Below are 17,199 nucleotides of genomic sequence, written 5' to 3' on the forward strand. Positions count from 1 at the left end.
CTGATGGTCATTTTTCTGCGGACTCATGCAAAACGCATGGGGTCGAACGCGCCGATATCGGTGTTCATAGGTTGGTCCGCGACAAGACCTGCCACGATCCTTCCCGTTTTCGGGCCACCGGTCAATCCAATGTGATGATGACCAAATGCGGTGAACACGCCCGTGTCCCGCACCTCGCCAATCAACGGCAAGCTATCCGAGGGCGCGGGCCGGTGTCCAAGCCACTCGATTTCCCCTTTGCATGAAAGGTTTGGAAAGGCCGCCTTTGCCTGTTTTCGCAGCAGGTTCAGGGCCGCCTCGGACGGGCCCGCCTCCAAGCCACCAAACTCGACCACACCCGCACAGCGCAGGCCCGCAGCCATGGGTGTCGCCACAAACTTGCCACTCGCCACCATGATGGGATGCGATGGACCGCCTTCCGCCTCTTCAAAAATGATATGATAGCCGCGTTCTGACTCGATCGGGATGGACAGACCCAGCTTCTGCATCAACGGCTTCGACCACACGCCCGTTGCCAGAATGGCCTGATCACAAGGCTGCCGCCCTTCCGTCGTCAAAACAGCAGCCACCTTGCCGTCCGCCATCTCGAAATCCTTGATCTCAGCTTGCACAATAGTGCCGCCCACAGCTTCGAACACGGCGGCCAGCGCCTTCACATATCCACCCGGATCGCGGATAAAACCGTGGTCGGTCATCGTCGCCAGCAACCCAACCGACGGCGACAGTTGCGGCTCATAGGCCCGCACATCGGCACCCTCACGGATCACCGGCTCAAACCCCGCATCGCGGCGCAAACCCCAGGTATAACTGTCGGCTTCAAACGCCGCCCGGTTGGCATAGGCAAAGGAATAGTCGCTTTCGCTTACCCAATGCGCGGCATCCGTATCCGCCACCAGCGATTTGTGCTGATCAACGCAATCCCCGACAATCGTGGTCAAACCGGTCGCAGTCCGGCGCGTATCGCTGTCATTGGCATTCGACAGGTATTTCATCAGCCACGGCAGCAACTTCGGGAAGTATCCCCAACGCATGAACAGCGGGAAATCGGGGTTCATCAGCATCTTGGGCGCCTTGCGCACCAAGCCCGGCGCTGTGACAGGCACCATGGAACAGGCCGCAAGCACACCCGCATTGCCATGCGACGTGCCCTCACCGGGCGGCAAACGATCAATGATCGTCACTTTTGCATCCGAAAAGCGGCGCAGCCAGATGCCCGTCGACACACCGACGATACCCGCCCCGGCGATGATCACATGTTTCGGCATTGTCGCGTCCCCCAAGAGCAGGCCAAGCCCGTCCGCCAAATTGCAAGTGAAACAAGGCACAGCCTTGTGCGTGACGCAAGACCCGCGCTAGCGTGCCGCAAATTGCGCTGCCTCAAAGCGTCCCTCGGAAAGACCACACATGACAACACATGGCGGCAAAACCGTCTTCGGCGCGTCCGTCGGCATCCTGATGCTGAACACCCGCTTCCCCCGCATCCCCGGCGACATCGGCAACGCAGGCACATGGCCTTTCCCCGTCCAATACAAGGTCGTCCCCTCGGCCACCCCCGACAACGTGGTGCGCGGCGACGCCACCCCGCTTCTGGGCGCGTTCATCGACGCGGGGCGCGAGCTTGTTGATCTGGGCTGTGACGGCATCGCCACCAATTGCGGCTTTCTCGTCCCGTTCCAGTCGGACATGTCCCGCGCCCTCGGTGTGCCCGTCGCGTCCTCCTCGCTGCTCCAAGCCTCCCTTATCCGCCAAACCCTGCCCGCAGATCAGAGCTTGGGCATCCTCACCATATCTTCGGAAACCCTGACCACCGCCCATCTCGACGCCGCAGGCATCCCACACGACACGCCCGTCGGCGGCACTGGCGCGGGGTCCCACTTCACCACCCAAGTGCTGGGGGACGCCGCCGAAATCGACTTCGACCAAGCCCGCACCGACAACGTCCAGGCCGCCCAACAGCTTGTGGCCGACCACCCCAACATCGGCGCGATCCTTCTGGAATGCACAAACATGGTCCCCTACGCCGCCGACATCCGCCGCGCCACGGGCCGCCCCGTCTTCTCGATCTACACGTACCTGCTGTGGTTCCAATCCGGCCTCCTGCCCCGCCGCTTTCCATCCAACCTCGACGACTTGCGCGCATGACGGACCACCGCATCACCCACCTGCGTGTCCACTGCGTGACCATTCCGGCACGCGCCGTCCACTCCCACGGCTCCGGCGACGTCGGCGGCATCAACGCAGCCCTTCTGGAACTCGCGACGGACACGGGCCTCACAGGCTGGGGCGAAGCCTCCCCCTGGCCCGTCTTCACCGGCACGGTCGAGGGCAACGCCGCCGCCCTGCACACCCACCTGCGCCCCCACGTGATCGGCCAGAACCCCACCCAAATCGAACCGATCATGGCCCAAGCCGACCGCACCCTCGTCGGCCACCCAGAGGCCAAAGCCGCCCTCGAATGCGCACTGCTGGACCTCACCGGCCAGATCACGAACCTGCCCATCGCAGAGCTTGTCGGCGGCAGGCATCGCACCCAAATCCCCCTCAGCTTCTCGGTTGCCAATCCCGACTTCGACGCCGACCTCGACGACATCACACAGCTTTGGGCCGACGGCATCCGCATCTTCAAACTGAAAACCGGCTTTGCCGACCACGCCTTCGACCTCATGCGACTCGAAAAACTGCGCAGCACATATGGCGACGCCGCCCGCTTGCGCATCGACTACAACCAGGGGCTCCCGGCCTACGACGCCATCCGCCACATCCGTGATCTCGAAACCTTCCGCCCCGACTTTGTCGAACAACCCGTGAAAATGCACGAACGCGAGGCACTCGCCGCCATCACAAGCGCCGTAGATGTCCCCATCATGGCCGACGAATCCGTCTTCAACGTGCGCGACGCCCTCCAAGGCGCGCACAATCGCATCGCCAACATCTTCTCGCTCAAGACCGCCAAATCCGGGGGCGTCCGGCGCTGCGTTGAGATCGCCGCGATCGCCCGCGCCGCCGGGGTTGAGGTTTACGGCGGCTGCATGTTCGAAACCTCCATCGCTCACATGGCAGGCGCGCACCTCATGGCCGCCATCCCCGACCTCACGCTGGGATGCGAATTCTACATGTCCACCTATTACGCCGAAACGGACATCGCCCAGACGCCCTTCCCGGTCCGAGGCGGCCACGTCCATGTGCCGACCACACCCGGCCTCGGCACCGCGCCGGACCCCGACACACTCGCCCGCTATCGCACAGATCTGCTGGAGGAAACATGACCCAGATGAACGGCGCCCAGGCGCTCCTCCACATGCTCGAACTGCATGACGTCACCCACGTCTTCGGCCTGCCGGGCGAGACGACGATAGGCTGGTACAAGGAATGGCGCGCCCATTCGAACATCGAATTTGTGCTCACCCGCGACGAACGCACCGCCTCCTACGCGGCCGAAGCCTACGCCAAGATCACCGGCAAACCCGCCGTGCTTGAGGCGCCCAGCCCCGGCGTCACCCACTGCACCCCCGGCATCACGGAGGCGTTCCTCTCGTCGGTCCCCATCATCTTCTTCTCCTCCGACATCCCCGTGAACCAGGACAAGAAACACGGGCTCACAGGTGTCGACCAAACCGCGCTCTATAACAGCATCTGCAAAGAATCCTTCACCATCACCAAGGTCGCGGACATCCCGTTCCTGCTGCGCCGCGCCTTCCGCGTCGCCACCTCGGGCCGCCCCGCCCCCGTGCATATCCGTGTCCCCATCAATATCTTCGGCGAAGAAGCAAACCTGACAGACCTCTACGCCGAACCCGACTACGAGCACTACCCGGCCCACCGCCCCGTCGCGGACCACAGCAAAATCCGGCAAGCCATTGATCTGCTGCTCTGCGCCAGCAAACCCGCCATCGTCGTGGGCCAGGGCGGGCTGATCTCCAAAGCCTCCCAAACCATCCTTGACCTCGCGGAATTGCTGCAAATCCCCATCGGCACCACCACCCCGGGCAAGGGCACGATCCCCGAAAACCACCCGCTCTCCCTGCGGGTCATCGGTGCACGCGGCGGGATGGAACACGCCAACCAGTACCTGTTGGACGCCGACATGATCTTCTTCATCGGCACCAACACCGACAGCGCCGCCACGGACCACTGGAAGCTCTACGGTGACCCCAACACCAAAACCTTCCTGCATCTCGACATTGCCGAAGCGCATGTGGGCAACAACTTTCCGCTCAAGCTCGGCATGGTCGGTGACGCCCGCGCGACGCTCGACTACATGGTCGAACTGATCAAAACCGAACACCCAAATCTCAACAGACCCAAAGTCGACCTGACGGACCTAAAACAAACCGCACTCGACACAGTCTTCAACGCCAACATCCCGATGCCCGACGGCACGCTGTCGCCCGTCAAACTCTCGCAGGCGCTCGACAGGCTGATGCCAGACGACGCCATCGTCACGTCCGAACCCGGCGTCAGCGCGATCTTCCCCTCGGCCCTGCTGACCTTCCGCAAAGCAGGCCGCCGCTACATCACCAACTACTCCATGGGCGCACTCGGCTACTCGGTCCCGGCGGCCATCGGCGCGTCCTACGCGCATGATGGGCCGATCATCTCCTTCACCGGCGACGGCTCCTTCGGCTTTGTCATAGGCGACATGGAAACGATCAAACGGTCCGGCAAAAACGTGACAATTATCCTCAACCGCAACGACAGCTTCGGCTGGATCAGGGGCGAGGCGATCCTGCTGGATGACGTGGACGAGCCTTGGTCCACCGACTTCGGCGGCGTCGACTACATCAAGGTCGCCGAAGGGTTCGGGTTCGACGCCACGCGCATCACGTCCCACGACGACATCGAACCAGCCCTTGCCCGCGCCATCGCCAACCAAGGCGCCAATTTCATAGAAATCCGCGTGCCCACACAGGACCAGATCGTGCCCTTCGTCCCCTCATGGGTCCGCGCCGCGCGGGCCAAAGGGCTGCCGCACTTCTCATAGTCTCAGGCATTCACCCCGGGCGCATCCAGCAACTGCACGCCACCGATCTTCCAACCGTCAGCGGTCTCGATCATGGCATAGGCCAGAAAATGCACGGCACCCTCTGCGTCTTCAATCCGCACCGTCTGCACATACCGCCCGCCTTCTTCCCGCAGGTCGAGATAGGTGACATCCGCCGGCCGCCACACCATTGGATAGCCTTGGGTGACCATGCGCCCAAAATTCTCAGGCGTCCGGAACATCCCCTGAATAGAAGGCGCCGCAAAGGTAAACGCCTGCTCAAAATCATCCGCCTTGAAGGCTTCGATCTGACTGCCGATGACGCCTTCAATTTCAGTCCCCTGCGCCATCGCGGCACCGGCCAGACCCACGGCCAACACGGCCCCCATCATCCATTTCCGCATCTGATATCCTCTTGGCTCTTGACCAAAGGATAGCGCTGGACACGCTCAGAACAATGGCGGCGTGCAATCAGAAAAACAAAGCTCCGAACAATGTTCTGTCTGCTTTGTTCCGTTCAACCGCGCGGCACAGCAGGGTGGGATCGTTCGGGTCAAACGGGCCATACTCCTGCTTAAATGCATCCAGTTGCGCCTTTGCTGTCGCTTCACGTGCTTGTTTGTCTTGAAAAATCGCTCGCCTGCCGATCGCTGCCGCTCGGTCGAAATACAAATAATCCAGCGGTACACCGCATTCCGCTGACGCGACAAGCGCGAGGCGCGTAAATGCAAAATAGGTGATGTTGCCGTATTGCTTATTGGGCATCTCAAAATGCGCGTTCTTCCAATCAGAGCGTTGGATGCGGAAGCCACGGTTGGCAAAAGTCGGTTTATTTCTGACCTGTGATTGAGGGGTTGCGACCGGTGTCTGCGATACGGCCTCAGTGTTTTGGGTCTGTGGAGCCGTTGCATCGCAAGCAGAAAGAGCGATGGTGGCCGAAACGACGGCAAGTAACTGTTTCACTAAATACTCCTTGGCTTATTTCGCTCGAAAAGAAACGCAAAACCTCTACTATCTCAAGGAGAATTGCGATAGCGCCCAATCGTCTAAATGAATTTGCAACAGGCGACGGGCTGGTAGAAGTTCCAGCCTCGTATGGCTGTCACGAAAAACGGCGCCCATTCACGTGTTTTCCGTTTCAACGAGTTCCTCGAAGGATCGGATTAGCCAAAACGAAAATCGCTGCCCGCCTTCGCGGTCCATCCTGCCGGATGCGTGGTTAATTTTCCCTGACCCAACCGTGCAAAAGCCAAGCGGTTGATCCCGCTTGGCTTTCACATCTCTCTAAAGATCAGGCAAAGCCACCGAACAGGCTGTCCCCGCGGGGACAGATCAGCCCACCAGCTCTCCCGCCAGCGCTTTTTCGATCAGGGAGACAGTCTCTTCGACCCCGTAAAGCGCAATGAACCCGCCAAATCGCGGGCCTTGGCTCGCGCCCAAAAGCACCTCATACAGCGCCGTGAACCACTCCCGCAGCGGATCAAACCGATCCCGCCCAACGGCATAGGCCACGGACTGCAACGCCTCGTCCTCGATGGGACCGTCATAGGCCTCCAACTCGGTCTTCAGCGCTTCCAACGCCTCTCGCTCGGCATCCGTCGGCAAACGGTAAACCTTCGCCGGTTTCACAAAGTCGTTGTAGTAGCGCACCGCGTGCCCCACCGCCTTGTCCATGCCGGGATGCGTCTCCGGCCCGGTGTCCGGCGCGTAGCGCTGAATGAAGCCCCACAGCTTGCCCTTGTCCTCCGCCGACGACACCGACGCGAGGTTCAAAAGCATGGCAAAAGGCACCACCATATCGCTCTCGGGCACGTCGCCCGAATGGATATGCCACACCGGGTTCGCGGCCCGCGCCTTGTCATCCTGTCCCGCATAGGCGCGCAGCTGCTGATGGTACTCGTCCACCGCCTTGGGGATGACATCAAAGAACATCCGCTTCGCCGTCTTGGGCTTTTGATACATGAAATAGGACAGCGATTCCGTGCTGGCATAGGTCAGCCACTCGTCGATGCTGACACCATTCCCGCTCGACTTCGAAATCTTCTGTCCCTGATCATCCAGAAAAAGCTCATAGGAAAAGTGGTTCGGCGGGCGCGCACCCAGGGTCCGACAGATCGCGTCATAGATCTTTTCGTTGGTTGCGTGCTCCTTGCCATACATCTCGAAGTCCACGCCAAGAGCCGCCCAGCGCGCGCCGAAGTCCGGCTTCCACTGCAGCTTCACGTTGCCACCCGTTACGGGAAGCGTCATCTCACCCCCGTCCGGATCGTCGAAAGTGACGGTGCCATTGGCCGCATCCACATGCTTCATCGGAACGTACATGACGCGGCCCGTGTCAGGATGAATGGGAAGAAAGATCGAATAGGTCTGCTGACGCTCTTCGCGCAAAGACTTAAGCATGATCGCCATCAGATCGTCATAGCGTTCCGCACAGCGCAGCAATACCTCGTCAAACCGACCAGAGCGATAAAACTCGCGTGCCGAAATAAACTCGTATTCGAACCCGAACGTGTCCAGGAACCTGCGCAGCATGGCATTGTTGTGATGGCCGAAACTCTCATGCGTCTCGAACGGGTCGGGCACCGAAGTCAGCGGCATCTGCAGGTATTCCTGCAACGCGTCAGGATTGGGCACATTGCCCGGCACCTTGCGCATGCCATCCAGATCATCCGAGAAACATATCAGCTTGGTGGGAATATCCGACAGCACCTCGAAGGCGCGGCGGACCATCGTGGTGCGCGCCACTTCGCCGAAGGTCCCGATATGAGGCAGACCCGAGGGGCCATAGCCCGTCTCGAACAACACATATCCCTTCTCGGGTGGCGCCTTTTCGTAACGTTTGAGCAAGCGGCGGGCTTCTTCGAACGGCCAGGCTTTGCTGCTCATCGCGGCGTCACGGAAAGTTGACATGGCTTTGGTCCCATATGGCAGGCCTCCGCCCTATGCGCGGCCCTTCGGACATGTCCCCGCGGGGACAATCCCGCCGGTACCTATTGCGGGCCGGGTCAGGCGTCAATATTGAGGGAGCACGCACCCAAAAAGGACGCACGCCATGGCCAACTCACAACTCTCCCTGACCGCGCAGGATGCGCTGGTCGCCCTGATGATTGCGGTGTCGGCCTCGGACGAAGACATCCGCACCGCGGAACTGGTCAAGATCAACTCTGCCGTCAACAATCTGCCTGTCTTTGCGGGCTACGATCTGGATCGGCTGAACCGCATGGCGCAGATGGTGTTTGATCTGTTCGAACAGGAAGACGGGCTTGACGCACTTTTCGGGCTTGTTCGCGAGGCGTTGCCGGAGCGGCTGTTCGAGACCGCATATGCGCTGGCCTGCGACGTGGCGGCTGCGGACGGGACGCTGGAGGAAGCGGAGCTGCGCTTGCTCGAAGAAATCCGCTACGAGTTAAACATCGATCGGCTGCACGCAGCAGCCATCGAACGCGGCGCCCGGGCGCGGCATTTGACGCTTTAGGTTAGGATTGCGGGAAAAAGCAATCATTAGCCACCACTACGGCAATGGCGGCCTTTGATCGGTCGCAAAAATGATCTGCTCTGCTCCAAATCTCTGAACCCGTTCAACCTCCACCATCCCAAGTTCCCTCAACAGGCGGCAGGATGCTGAATTGGCGCTCTGGGTTTCTGCAATGATCCGCCGCAATCCGGCCTCATCAAGAGCATGCCTGACGACTTCCCGGATAGCCTCGGTGGCGAATCCCATACCCCAAAAGTCGGGGGCAAACTGGTAGGAAATTTCGTAGTCCTTTCCGTCTTTGTGCAGTCCCAGTTCGACGAGACCAATGGGCTGGTTGCGCTCTGTCAGGCTTACCACCCAGACGCCCGCGTTGCTCGGACAAGTCAAATATCGCTTGAAGCGTGGAAACCGTTGCCTTCTAGGAACAGGGCCGCCGAGATACCGCCTGACGCATGCCTTCCCTAAGATCTTGTAAAAAAACCAAAAATCCCGCTTTCCGAGCGAACGTAGCAAAAGCCGTTCTGTACGGATTTGTTTCGCAAAATTCATAGCATCTTACAAAGACCGACGTCCGCCGCGACGCAGCATCAATGCATTTGATGCTCAGACCGGGCACCCACTGAAAGCACCGCCCGACCCACGACAAAACGTCAAATCACTTACAACTCCCACGCCTTACCCTCACGATCCTTACACTTGGAAAAGTATCACTCTCACAGCCGTCCGACGCATGCAAAATACGTGTTCTGGTTACAGGTCTGTCCAACGGCTCAGTGCGTTGGTCTTACTGCTGGAGGCATAATAGCCCGCCAAAATGAGGCCCGACACCGACCCGATCAAAACGGTTCTTACGCAAAATTCGAATACTGATCTTCCCCCGGGAATACTGCCAGACGAAATCGAGACCAGTCCGATCAACAGGGTGAAGAAAACGCTTTGTCCCAGAAAGCCGCGCCAGAAAGGTTTGTAGTGGGGTGGAACGGGTTTTAGGCCAAACTTGTACAGGAGCCGGGTGTAGAGTGGTACGGCATTGGACGGCCAAATCCCTGCGTCCTGCATTTCAAGTTCTGCGGCTTTGAAACGGTGTTGGTAGTCTGACACTGGACTCACCTCCATGCCCGATGAGTGTTGCACTGACATAGGAGCCATTCAACCGGACCACAGGTCGGCTTGGCATGAGTTTGCCGATGTGTACGCGACAGGTTTCCGACACCGCCATCGGCACTCACCTCGAGCAGACATTGGCTGCGATCCAGAAGACGTCGTTTGGTGTTGAAAACCGCAGCGCGCTGTGCTGCGCCAGCGCCCCTGTAGCGCGCGCATCACGCATGCGCATCTGTGACAGTGCGTGATCGACAAACCCTTTGCGCGACTCGCGCAGGCTTCCTATGTCGGGCGCAGTCGCAGAGGCCGACATGGGAGAGCGCGGGACATGCCCGCCGCCGAAGGAGCAACGCCCCGGAAACTCTCAGGCACCAAGAACCGTGCCGGCCGCGCCCCAGCAGAGGGGCACATGTGATCATCTGGAGAGTGGTTGGACGTCACGCGCCCGGCCCACCGAAGGAGAAAGCGCCGCATGCGGCGTCAAGCTCTCAGGTCTCGCGACAGATGGGGACGGATGCCCGGCATGGTGCAGGGCGGCGTCCTTGGTTCGCGTGTTTTGGGAGGACCCCCAATGACCCATATCGCCGTGATCGGCGCCGGTATCACCGGCATCACAACCGCCTATGCCCTTGCCCGCCGTGGCTACCAAGTGAGCGTGTTTGACCGCAACCGCTATGCCGCGATGGAGACATCCTTTGCCAATGGTGGGCAGTTGTCTGCCAGCAATGCCGAGGTGTGGACCCGCTGGGGTACTATTTTCAAGGGCCTGAAATGGATGATGAAATCCGACGCCCCCCTGCTGGTGAACCCACGCCCCAGCTGGCACAAGCTGTCCTGGATGGCCGAGTTCATGGGCAATATCCCCGATTATGAGCGCAACACGGTCGAGACCGCCCGGCTGGCCATTGCCGCGCGTGCGCATCTGTTGGAGTTCGCCAAGGAAGTGGGTGCCGATTTCGATATGGAGCAGCGCGGCATTCTGCATGTCTATCGCAAGCAGTCCGAGTTCGATCATGCCCGCCGTGTGAATGCCCTGCTGGAACAGGCGGGCCTTGAGCGGCGTGAGGTGACGGCCGACGAGGTGCAGCGCCTTGAGCCTGCACTGAAGGCCGACACCATCGGTGGCTTTTACACCGAGAGCGACTTTACCGGCGACATCCACCGCTATACCCGCGCGCTGAGCGACGGGTGCGAGAAGATGGGCACGGCGTTCCACTACAAAAGCAACGTGACCGACATTACGCACACGGGCGCAGGAGTGCGTTTGACGTGGGACGATGCCGGTGTGGTCGAGAAGCAGGATTTCGACGGCATTGTCGTCTGCGCCGGTGTCGGCAGCCGTGCCATTGCGTCAGAGCTTGGCGACCGGGTGAATATCTACCCGGTGAAGGGGTATTCCATCACCGTGAACCTTGATGACGTGGAGAGCCAGGCGGCGGCCCCTTGGGTCAGCCTGCTGGATGACGAGGCAAAGATCGTGACCTCGCGCCTGGGTCGCAAGCGCTTCCGGATTGCCGGGACGGCGGAGTTCAATGGCTACAATCTGGATATCCGCGATGACCGTATCCGCCCCCTGCGCGAATGGTGCGAGGCGTTCTTTCCCGACGTGTCGACGGAGCATTGTGTGCCTTGGGCCGGGTTGCGCCCCATGTTGCCATCGATGATGCCCAAGGTCGGACCGGGTGCGAAGCCGGGTGTGTACTACAACACAGGGCACGGGCATCTGGGCTGGACGCTATCGGCCGCCACGGCTCAGGCGACTGCGGATATCATTGACGTGAACCGCATGAAGAACGCGGCTTGAGGGGCGGGGCGGATCAAGATCCGCCTTACGGGGCACAGGCGGAGGTGTCCTTCGCCAGCCTCAACTGCCGTACACGGCGCCCCAGCGTTCGATCAGCTTTTGCTGCATGATCTTGGCCCGCCGGTTCCAGCTGCGTGCGCCTTGCGGGCGTTCGCGGTTGGCACGGGTGATGCGCGCGCGTGTCGCCTCGTCCGCGGCGAAGATGGCAAAGGCCATTTCGGTGCCATCGCGGGCGGTCATGTAGCCTGCGAGGCCCGACACGAAGTTGAGCGTGCCCGTCTTGGCGTGCACCTCCACCGGGTGGTTCTTGATCGCGCGGCGTTGGCTGTCGAGCATCGGGATCGCCTTGAGAATGGGGCGGAGCACATCGTTCTGCCGTGCCTTGACCAGCGTCAGCACCATGTCATCCGCCGTCATCTTGCTGGCAGCACCCAGGCCCGAGTGATCCACGAGGCGCATGTTGGCGGCCCCAAGTGTCGCCTTGGCCCAATGGTTCATTTCGGTGGCCGAGCTGCGCAGCGAAGACGGTCGCCCGCTGCGTTTGGCCGTGGCGGCCATGCCGACCATTTCTGCGGTGATGTTGGTGGAAAAGCGCAGCATGGCGCGCAGGATCGTCTGAAGATCGTCGCTTTGGTGCAGGGCAAGCGTGGTGCCCTGCGGTGCGCGGCTGACCACCTTGGCGTTTTTCAACACGATACCTTGTGATCGGGCGAGGGTCTGGAACACGTCACCGGCATAAAGCGCGGGTTTGCGCACCGGCAGCCAGCGCGCGCCGCCATTGCCAAGTGCACCCCGTGCAACCGTCCAGTTGTCGGTGCGCCCGCCGTCGGCAAAGGTGTAGACCGGGGCCCGCCGTTCGCTGACCTGCATGCGGGCCATCGCCACATCGGGCCGGTAGCGGTTCGAGCGTGCGTCCATGGTCACATCGTAGCGGGTGCCCTGCCGTTTCCATTCAAAGTGCACGCGGTTGAAGTTCAGCGCGATGCCCGACAGTGCCGGGCTGTAGCCGACATGATTGGGCTGATCCTTGTCGATGGTGTGGACCTGCGGGAATACACCCTCCGCCACTTTGAAATCGCCGCGCACCTCGCGAATACCTTTGGCCTTGAGTGCTGCGGCAAGCCCCGCCAATGCATTGGTGTCCAGCGTCGGGTCGCCCCCGCCGACCAGCACCAGATCACCCTGTACCACCCCACCCGATACACCGCCGGTGGCGACGACGCGGGTGCTGAAACGGTGAGACGGCCCAAGCGTGTTGAGGGCGTAAAGCGCCGTGACGGCCTTGGCCACGGAGGCAGGCGGCGTGCCGACCTTTGCGTTGCCGCCTTCAAGCTTGGTGCCGGTTTTGGCGTCGGCCACCGCGTAACAGACGCGCCCGCCCAGCCGGGCATCCGCGATGATGGCCTGCGGATCAGCGATGGCTTTCTTGAAATGATTGCCGCCGCGCGCACTGGGCCTGAGCGATGCCGTCGGTGGGGCAGCTAGGGCTGAAGTGGCCGTGGACCCGGCCAATGCAGCCAGAAAAAACCGTCTCGAAATCACGCGCAACATAGGAGCATGTAACCGCAGCTTTGCGCCGCAAACAAGCACCTGACGATCACAAATCCGAAGAGTGTGCCCAGCCGCCCTGCGCCCGGATCGCGGTGGAGGATTCTGCCGTCATGGCAACATTGACAAAACACCAGGCCGGCGGGTCGGAGGACCCCAGCATCTGGCTGGCCCGACCCGAGATACGGTAGTGCCGGTAAAGCCGGGCGGCGGGGCTCATCCGGGCTGAAATGCGATCACCCGGCCGGGCAAGCACGCCGACCGGGACATGTTCCATGATCCACGTCCAATCCTGCCAAAAGTGAAATTGGGCGAGGTTGTCCGCGCCCATGAGCCAGACAAACCGGACGCCCCGATACCTGTGCATCAGCGCCGCAAGTGTCTCTGCCGTGTAGCGGGTGCCCAGATGCGTCTCGATATCTGTCACGGTCACGCGGGGGTGCTGCATGATCCGGCGCGCATGGGCCATGCGGTCAACAAGCGGTGCTGGTCCCGTCGTCTTGAGGGGATTGCCCGGAGATACCAGCCACCACACGCGGTCGAGGCCGAAGCGTTTCATCGCCTCCCGGGTGATATGCACGTGCCCGGCGTGGGCCGGATCAAACGAACCGCCCAAAAGGCCGATGGTCTGGCCCGGTCTGGCAAGGGGAAAGGCAGATTGCGTCACGTGGCTGTCCGTCTTGATCACGTATGCGGACCGGACGCCAAACCTGACGCCTTGTCAATCAACGGGCTGCACGGTGTCGCCCATTGCGACGGTGCCGGGTGTGACCACCTCGGCGCACCAGCCGCCGTGGCCCCGCACGGCGGCATACCCCCCATGGCCCATCAGCCGCTCCATCAGGCTGCATGGTGCACAGATGGTGGTAAAGCGCAGGATGGCCGTACCCACCCGTACCTCGCGCCCCTTGAGGCCATTAAGGTTGAGGCCCCGCACCATGATGTTGCGGCGCAACAGGGTCGGGTCGATGCTGTCGCGACCAAGGCAGGATGCGATGGCAGGCAAATGTTCAGCCTGGATCAGCGTGACGGCGCGTTTGCCATTACGCCCCCGATCACCCTCAATTCCGTTGTCGCCGATCTCGGCCCGGTCGAGCACCTGAATGTCAGCCGCCCGCGCCGGGCGCACCCCGATCCAATCCACCACGCCCGGCTGTGCCCAGCGTGCCATCATGTCGTGCAATTCGCTCATCGTTCATCGCGACGGGCGGCGCGTGCCTCGATGCTCAGCAAGTCAGGCAGCCGTTCCAGTGGATAATTCGGATGCAGCACCCAAACGCCGTCCTCGTCCTGATCCAGCGGGCGCAACGTCCCCCCCGGGAAAGCCCGTGTACGCAGCGCCAGAACCACGTCGGACAGCACCGCAGGATTGTCACGGAAATAGGCATGCCCGAACCCGCCGCGCACGTTTTCGACGCGGATGAAATGCACCAACGCTTCCTTGCGCAGGCGCTCCAGTTCCCCTGCGCGGAAGTCTTCGTTGTTGAGCGCCCCCAGCCGGGTGGATCGGGTCAGATAAGCCGACAGGCGCAAGGCCCCGTCATTCGGGTTGATATAGAGGTTGATCTGCTCGAAGGATTCCGAAAACCTTTCGGCCTGCAGCCTCTGGCGCACGATGTCCACGTCCAGATCGGGCGCGGCCATGATCAGCGTACCGGTCTTGAGCATCAGCTTGGGATGAACGCCGGCGCCCCGCGCCTCGATCATCAATTCGCGCAAGGCCGTCGTGGCCACATCCGTGCCGCGCGAATGGGCGATGATGTCGATACTGTCGACCTCGGGCATCTGCGCCAGCATGCGCAGGAATTCCTTGGTGTGGTGGACCGAGAACACGCCCGCATCCCGGTCGCGGAAATACCCAAGCGGCCCGATCCCGTTGCCTGCAGGCCATGTGAACGACACCGGTACGGATTCGCGCCCGGCAAAGTGCCACATGTTGGCCAGCGTCGTCAGGCTGTCTTCGAAGTCGTTGTTGAAGCCGTGGATATAGACAAGCAAGCTACGGTTGCCGGTCTGGGCAATCTCATCTGCGATGACTGCCTGAAAGCGCGACGCCTGTTCGTTGTAGATATCCAGCGTATCCTGCAAATGGCGGAGCCGCCCGTCGGAACGCGCGTATGGCAGTGGCGTGGTTTCGAACCGCACGATCTCTTCGAAGTCGGGCACCCAGAGGGTCGACACCTGTTCATCGGAATCCGCGCGGGTCCGGTTCAGCAACTCTTCCCACCCCAGATCGCGCCCGAACTTGACCGTCGCTGCCCCAAACGCCATCGAATCCGATCGGCCCGAGCCATAGCTTTCGTCATCGGGCGCCCGATCCGTCATGTAGAAAATCTTGGGTTCCGCCGTGCGCCAGACCTCAGGCACCAGATTGTCGGGATAGTTCAGGCCGCCGCGATACAGGTTGGGCGGTGGTGCGAGGCCAATGCCGACCGCACATCCCCCCAGAATGAAACACGCTGCCAGCAGGATTAACCGCCGCATGTCAGACACTTCCATAGGTTTTGTCTGTCACCGCTAACACGACTCCGCCACCATCACCAAATCCCATTTCCGCGACGGGCGGCGCATTGCCCTTTGCCCTCTTGCCGGGTAGACGGACCTGCACAGTTTTTTCCGGGAGAATGCCATGGCTGCCTATCAATATGTCTATCACATGTCGGGTGTGTCCAAGACCTATCCCGGCGGCAAGAAGTGCTTTGAGAATATCCACCTGAACTTCCTGCCCGGCGTGAAGATCGGCGTCGTGGGTGTGAACGGCGCGGGCAAGTCCACGCTGATGAAGATCATGGCCGGTCTGGACACTGATTTTCAGGGTGAGGCATGGGCCGCAGAGGGCGCCAAGGTTGGGTATCTGCCGCAAGAGCCGCATCTGGACCCGGCCCTGACCGTGCGGGAGAACGTGATGCTGGGCGTGGCAGAGAAGAAGGCCATTCTGGACCGCTACAACGATCTGGCTATGAACTACTCGGACGAGACGGCGGACGAGATGGCGGCTTTGCAGGATCAGATTGATGCAGAGAACCTGTGGGATCTGGATTCGCAGATCGACGTTTCGATGGAGGCGCTGCGCTGCCCCCCCGATGATGCGGATGTAACGACGCTATCGGGCGGTGAAGCCCGCCGTGTGGCCCTGTGCAAGCTGCTGCTCGAAGCGCCTGAAATGCTGCTTCTGGACGAACCCACCAACCACCTCGACGCCGAGACCATCGCGTGGCTGCAACAGCACCTCATCGACTACAAGGGCACGATCCTGATCGTCACCCACGACCGCTATTTCCTGGATGACATCACCAGCTGGATTCTTGAACTGGACCGCGGCAAGGGTGTGCCGTGGGAAGGCAACTATTCCTCGTGGCTGGAACAGAAAGCCAAGCGCCTCGCGCAGGAAGCGCGCGAAGACAAGAGCCGCCAGAAAACGCTGGAGCGGGAACTGGAGTGGATGCGGCAGGGCGCCAAGGCCCGTCAGGCCAAGTCCAAGGCCCGGATCAACGCCTATAACGAGATGGCCGACCAGTCCGAGCGCGAAAAGCTGACCCGCGCGCAGATTGTCATTCCGAACGGGCAGCGCCTTGGGTCCAAGGTGATCGATGTGCACGGGCTGTCCAAGCACATGGGGGACAAGCTGCTGGTCGAGGGGCTGGAGTTTTCCCTGCCCCCCGGCGCCATCGTGGGCGTCATTGGCCCCAACGGTGCCGGCAAATCCACGCTGTTCAAAATGCTGACCGGGCAGGAAACGCCCGATGCCGGAACCATCGAACTGGGCGACACGGTGCAACTGTCCTATGTCGACCAGTCGCGCGACGATCTGGCCGCGAATGACACGGTATGGGAAGCCATTTCCGGCGGGGCCGAGATCATCGAACTGGGTGACGCGCAGGTGAATAGCCGCGCCTATTGCTCGTCCTTCAACTTCAAGGGCGGCGACCAGCAAAAGAAGGTGTCGCTGCTGTCAGGCGGCGAACGCAACCGCGTTCACATGGCACGACTGCTGAAAGAGGGCGGCAACGTGCTGCTGCTCGACGAGCCGACCAACGATCTGGACGTAGAGACGCTGCGGGCGCTGGAAGATGCCTTGGTGGATTTCGCGGGTTGTGCGGTCGTGATCTCGCACGACCGGTTCTTCCTCGACCGGATCTGCACGCATATCCTCGCATTCGAGGGCGACGCGCATGTGGAGTGGTTCGAGGGGAATTTCGAGGACTACGAGGAAGACAAGAAGCGGCGGCTGGGGCCGGATGCCCTTGAACCCAAAAGGCTGAAACACAAGAAATTCGTCCGCTAAGC

General features: G+C 61.2%; 16 protein-coding genes and 2 riboswitches. Of the genes, 6 read left to right on the forward strand and 10 right to left on the reverse strand.

The annotated features are described in order from the left end of the window. Window positions 1-23: 23 nt before the first annotated feature. Complete coding sequence (locus Q1A32_RS03535; RefSeq protein WP_299649610.1) at window positions 24-1,265, reverse strand: FAD-binding oxidoreductase; 1,242 nt, start codon at window positions 1,263-1,265, stop codon at window positions 24-26. Between the two features lie 139 nt (window positions 1,266-1,404). Here Q1A32_RS03535 and Q1A32_RS03540 point away from each other — a divergent pair, with 139 nt between their 5' ends. Genes Q1A32_RS03540 through Q1A32_RS03550 form a run of 3 tightly spaced genes read left to right on the forward strand, consistent with a single transcriptional unit; the run spans window position 1,405 to window position 4,981 of the window. Further along, window positions 1,405-2,142, forward strand: coding sequence for an aspartate/glutamate racemase family protein (locus Q1A32_RS03540; RefSeq protein WP_299649613.1), 738 nt, complete (start codon window positions 1,405-1,407; stop codon window positions 2,140-2,142). Further along, window positions 2,139-3,266, forward strand: a complete 1,128-nt coding sequence (locus Q1A32_RS03545) for an enolase C-terminal domain-like protein (RefSeq protein ID WP_299649616.1) — start codon at window positions 2,139-2,141, stop codon at window positions 3,264-3,266. Before Q1A32_RS03540 ends, Q1A32_RS03545 begins: the two co-directional genes overlap by 4 nt. Further along, window positions 3,263-4,981 carry a thiamine pyrophosphate-binding protein gene (locus Q1A32_RS03550; RefSeq protein WP_299649619.1) on the forward strand — a complete coding sequence of 573 codons (1,719 nt, stop codon included), beginning with the start codon at window positions 3,263-3,265 and terminating at the stop codon, window positions 4,979-4,981. Before Q1A32_RS03545 ends, Q1A32_RS03550 begins: the two co-directional genes overlap by 4 nt. A gap of 2 nt (window positions 4,982-4,983) precedes the next feature. Here the strand turns inward: Q1A32_RS03550 and Q1A32_RS03555 are convergent, their stop codons facing one another. The 3 genes from Q1A32_RS03555 to Q1A32_RS03565 all read right to left on the reverse strand — a co-directional run bounded on the left by Q1A32_RS03555 (window position 4,984) and on the right by Q1A32_RS03565 (window position 7,891). Then, complete coding sequence (locus Q1A32_RS03555; protein ID WP_299649622.1) at window positions 4,984-5,385, reverse strand: DUF4864 domain-containing protein; 402 nt, start codon at window positions 5,383-5,385, stop codon at window positions 4,984-4,986. 67 nt (window positions 5,386-5,452) lie between these two features. Then, the gene (locus tag Q1A32_RS03560; protein WP_299649625.1) at window positions 5,453-5,944 is read right to left on the reverse strand and encodes a hypothetical protein; all 492 of its coding nucleotides are present in this window, start codon (window positions 5,942-5,944) and stop codon (window positions 5,453-5,455) included. A gap of 369 nt (window positions 5,945-6,313) precedes the next feature. Further along, complete coding sequence (locus tag Q1A32_RS03565) at window positions 6,314-7,891, reverse strand: lysine--tRNA ligase (RefSeq protein WP_299649628.1); 1,578 nt, start codon at window positions 7,889-7,891, stop codon at window positions 6,314-6,316. Window positions 7,892-8,033: 142 nt separating this feature from the next. On the opposite strand from Q1A32_RS03565, the gene Q1A32_RS03570 reads away from it, so the two are divergent. After that, entirely contained in the window at window positions 8,034-8,456 is a 423-nt protein-coding gene (locus Q1A32_RS03570) for a tellurite resistance TerB family protein (protein ID WP_299609487.1), read from the forward strand. A gap of 36 nt (window positions 8,457-8,492) precedes the next feature. Here the strand turns inward: Q1A32_RS03570 and Q1A32_RS03575 are convergent, their stop codons facing one another. After that, a complete protein-coding gene (locus Q1A32_RS03575; RefSeq protein WP_299649631.1) occupies window positions 8,493-9,005 on the reverse strand; it encodes a GNAT family N-acetyltransferase in 513 nt (170 codons plus the stop codon). A 201-nt stretch (window positions 9,006-9,206) separates the two neighbouring features. Next, the gene (locus Q1A32_RS24005) at window positions 9,207-9,605 is read right to left on the reverse strand and encodes a DUF6404 family protein (RefSeq protein WP_366141199.1); all 399 of its coding nucleotides are present in this window, start codon (window positions 9,603-9,605) and stop codon (window positions 9,207-9,209) included. Window positions 9,606-9,862: 257 nt separating this feature from the next. After that, window positions 9,863-9,951: riboswitch (glycine riboswitch) on the forward strand. Window positions 9,952-9,969: 18 nt separating this feature from the next. Beyond that, window positions 9,970-10,074, forward strand: a riboswitch (glycine riboswitch). 57 nt (window positions 10,075-10,131) lie between these two features. Between Q1A32_RS24005 and Q1A32_RS03580 the strand changes: the two genes are divergently transcribed. Then, entirely contained in the window at window positions 10,132-11,364 is a 1,233-nt protein-coding gene (locus Q1A32_RS03580; protein WP_299649634.1) for a D-amino acid dehydrogenase, read from the forward strand. A 60-nt stretch (window positions 11,365-11,424) separates the two neighbouring features. Here the strand turns inward: Q1A32_RS03580 and dacB are convergent, their stop codons facing one another. The 4 genes from dacB to Q1A32_RS03600 are packed head-to-tail and all read right to left on the reverse strand — an operon-like array spanning window position 11,425 to window position 15,396. Further along, the gene (gene dacB, locus Q1A32_RS03585; protein ID WP_299649637.1) at window positions 11,425-12,915 is read right to left on the reverse strand and encodes a D-alanyl-D-alanine carboxypeptidase/D-alanyl-D-alanine-endopeptidase; all 1,491 of its coding nucleotides are present in this window, start codon (window positions 12,913-12,915) and stop codon (window positions 11,425-11,427) included. Between the two features lie 46 nt (window positions 12,916-12,961). Then, window positions 12,962-13,579 carry a nicotinate-nucleotide adenylyltransferase gene (locus tag Q1A32_RS03590; protein WP_299652754.1) on the reverse strand — a complete coding sequence of 206 codons (618 nt, stop codon included), beginning with the start codon at window positions 13,577-13,579 and terminating at the stop codon, window positions 12,962-12,964. Window positions 13,580-13,633: 54 nt separating this feature from the next. After that, complete coding sequence (locus tag Q1A32_RS03595; RefSeq protein WP_299649640.1) at window positions 13,634-14,104, reverse strand: MOSC domain-containing protein; 471 nt, start codon at window positions 14,102-14,104, stop codon at window positions 13,634-13,636. Then, window positions 14,101-15,396 carry an alpha/beta hydrolase gene (locus tag Q1A32_RS03600; protein ID WP_299649643.1) on the reverse strand — a complete coding sequence of 432 codons (1,296 nt, stop codon included), beginning with the start codon at window positions 15,394-15,396 and terminating at the stop codon, window positions 14,101-14,103. Before Q1A32_RS03600 ends, Q1A32_RS03595 begins: the two co-directional genes overlap by 4 nt. Before the next feature lie 145 nt (window positions 15,397-15,541). Between Q1A32_RS03600 and ettA the strand changes: the two genes are divergently transcribed. Then, entirely contained in the window at window positions 15,542-17,197 is a 1,656-nt protein-coding gene (ettA, locus tag Q1A32_RS03605; protein ID WP_299609474.1) for an energy-dependent translational throttle protein EttA, read from the forward strand. The last annotated feature ends 2 nt before the right edge of the window (window positions 17,198-17,199 follow it).

The sequence above is a fragment of the uncultured Tateyamaria sp. genome, from assembly GCF_947503415.1.
Classification (GTDB): domain Bacteria; phylum Pseudomonadota; class Alphaproteobacteria; order Rhodobacterales; family Rhodobacteraceae; genus Tateyamaria.